Here is a 2,548-nt window from a genome sequence, read left to right on the forward strand (position 1 = left end):
ATCCGCATCAGATCGTAATATCTACCTTGCTATGAATGATAAATAAGACTTTCTAAGTCAGCACAACATAGTTGTTATTTCCTCCAACCCAGTAGGGCGTGTTGAACATTCACAAATAGTCTCTGTCAGTGCCATGGTTGAAGGTTCAACACGCCCTAGTGACTAGTGACTGTGCCCGATATGGTTATTCGCAGAGCTTTGCTGCTCTGATATGTCGCAGACCAATGCATCGCTATGGGCGCTGGTCTGCGGGTGTGACAAGCTTTCAACCTGAATGGTGGCGTGATGAATACCAAGCGCAAGCAACCCTTGCTCAAGATTGGCAATCAATACGCTGGCATCCGAGATTCTCATATCCCCATCGACCATCACATGGCAAGATAGCGCATTTAGCCCGCTGGTGATGCTCCAAATATGCAGGTCGTGGACTTGTTTTACTTGTGGATGGGCAAGCAGCTTGTCTTCCACATCTACCAGCGATATGCCTTCTGGCGTGCCCTCCATCAAGACATGTACCGAATCACGTACAACGCGGTAACCACTTACTAAGATAAGTACCGCGACGATCACCGACGCTGCGGCATCGGCCCAAACCCAGCCAAACCCCATCATCAGTAAAGCGGCGATGATCGCGGCGACAGAGCCCATCAAATCACTTAATACATGCAAGTAAGCGCTTTGCATATTGAGGTTGACAGGCTCTTTGGAATCATTGCTTTTATTTGCTTTTTCTTTATTTACTTTGTCTGCATTTGCTCCATGGCTGTGGGTGTGTCCATCGCTGCCGCTACTACCACGATGCATCAGCCAAGCGACCAAGATATTAACCAGCATACCGATGGTGGCGACGATTAGCATACCTTGGGTAGCAATCTCAGGCGGTGAGTTAAGGCGTTTGATCGCTTCATAAAAAATCATCAAGGCGATAATTACTAGCGTCGCACCATTGACGGTGGCCACGATAATCTCAAAGCGTTTATAGCCAAAGGTCTTTTGATGGGTGGCGGCTTTTTCGCCGATTTTAAATGCCATCAACGTCGCACCAAGGGCGATGGCGTCGCTGAGCATGTGTCCTGCATCAGAGAGTAACGCCAAGCTGCCTGTCAGTAAGCCACCAATCGCCTCGATAAACATATAGCCTGTGATGATCACAAAGCTAATCAGTAACGTACGCTGATAGCCTTTGGTATCTCTTGGTGCGGTGTTTTGCTCTAGGTGAGTGTCATGATCATGAGCGTCTTGATTGCCAGCAGTATAGTTACTATCGTTGTTTTTATAGACATCAATAGGCTCACTTGGAGGCAAATGCTTATTTTGCTTATGACTGGCATCTTCTTGACTCATAACGTTACTCAAATTTATTAAGACTTATGGTAAATAACTTCAAGGATTAATGATAAATCTAACATAGTCGAGTATTAGAAGCTGTAACGACGAGGTAAAAATGCAGCCAGTAAGCTATAGTCGATTCACTGCAAAAATGACATCGTGCTACTGGTATAAATTTTCCTTGCATGCTGTTATTACAGAGGCTGCGCAACATTCATTCCAGTAGCACTCTTCAATTTATCACCATGTTATTTTGAACTGACTAGGGCGTGTTGAACATTCATAATTTGAGCCAGATATAAGCACAAGCAAGAGCGACCGTATTTTCATAACTTTGCTTGAGCTTATCAAACCTGGTGGCAACCGCCCTATACTGTTTTAGTTTGGCGAAAGCATTTTCTACTAGATGCCTCGCTTTATATAAGTCCCAGTCCATATGGTCGTTAGAAGACTGAGTATTTCGTTTTCGAGGGATGTTATCCCGTGTCCCTGCTTGTTCAATATGCGCTCGTAGTGCATCAGAATCATAGCCTTTATCGGCACATAAAACCTCTGTGTTGCTCAAATTAACTTTGTCTACTAAGTCAGGTGCGACTTTAACATCGTGGGTCGTGCCATCTGACAAGATAAAGGTAATCGGATTGCCATGCGCATCTACTGCCAAGTGAATCTTGGTCGCGCGTCCTGCCACACTTTTACTAATGGATTGTAGGTTCTCATTGCCACCACTGCTGTGCTGATGCGCTTTAATATGAGTACCATCAATGAAGACCCACTCAAGGTCTGCGTCTTTGATTAATAAAGCAAACAGCGTAATCAGCTTATTACTACGAAACCAGCGCTGGTAAGCTTTATAGATGGTATTGGGCTTGCCAAAACACTCGGGTAAGTCGCACCAAGGACAGCCAACACGCATGCGATAAAGCACGCCTTCAACCGTTTGTCTAAGATTTCCTTTGTCATAGATATTAAGTTCTAGTAATATAGGTTTCAGTCTTGTCCAGTGTTCATCTTTGAGCATAGTGCGAGGCATAGCGAACGATATCTTTTTTGTGTGAGAACTTAAAGATTAACCGTTCGCTATTTTTTTTGCCATTAATTTATACCCAATGTTCAACACGCCCTAGTGATCTTAATATCATTGCTGGGTTTTTTTGTGCTTAACATCAGGGCGTATTTAACCTTTCATGATTTGATCCGTCAGAAATGAACACTACTG

At 44.2% G+C, this 2,548-nt stretch carries 2 protein-coding genes; both read right to left on the reverse strand.

All coding sequences use genetic code 11. The annotated features are described in order from the left end of the window. Positions 1-162 precede the first annotated feature (162 nt). Positions 163-1,344, reverse strand: coding sequence for a cation diffusion facilitator family transporter (locus ACI2IW_RS13865; protein ID WP_077448184.1), 1,182 nt, complete (start codon positions 1,342-1,344; stop codon positions 163-165). A 265-nt stretch (positions 1,345-1,609) separates the two neighbouring features. Further along, the gene (locus tag ACI2IW_RS13870) at positions 1,610-2,362 is read right to left on the reverse strand and encodes an IS5 family transposase (RefSeq protein ID WP_191114789.1); all 753 of its coding nucleotides are present in this window, start codon (positions 2,360-2,362) and stop codon (positions 1,610-1,612) included. Between the last annotated feature and the right edge of the window lie 186 nt (positions 2,363-2,548).

The sequence above is a fragment of the Psychrobacter sp. NPDC078501 genome, assembly GCF_044900935.1.
Taxonomy (GTDB): Bacteria; Pseudomonadota; Gammaproteobacteria; order Pseudomonadales; family Moraxellaceae; genus Psychrobacter.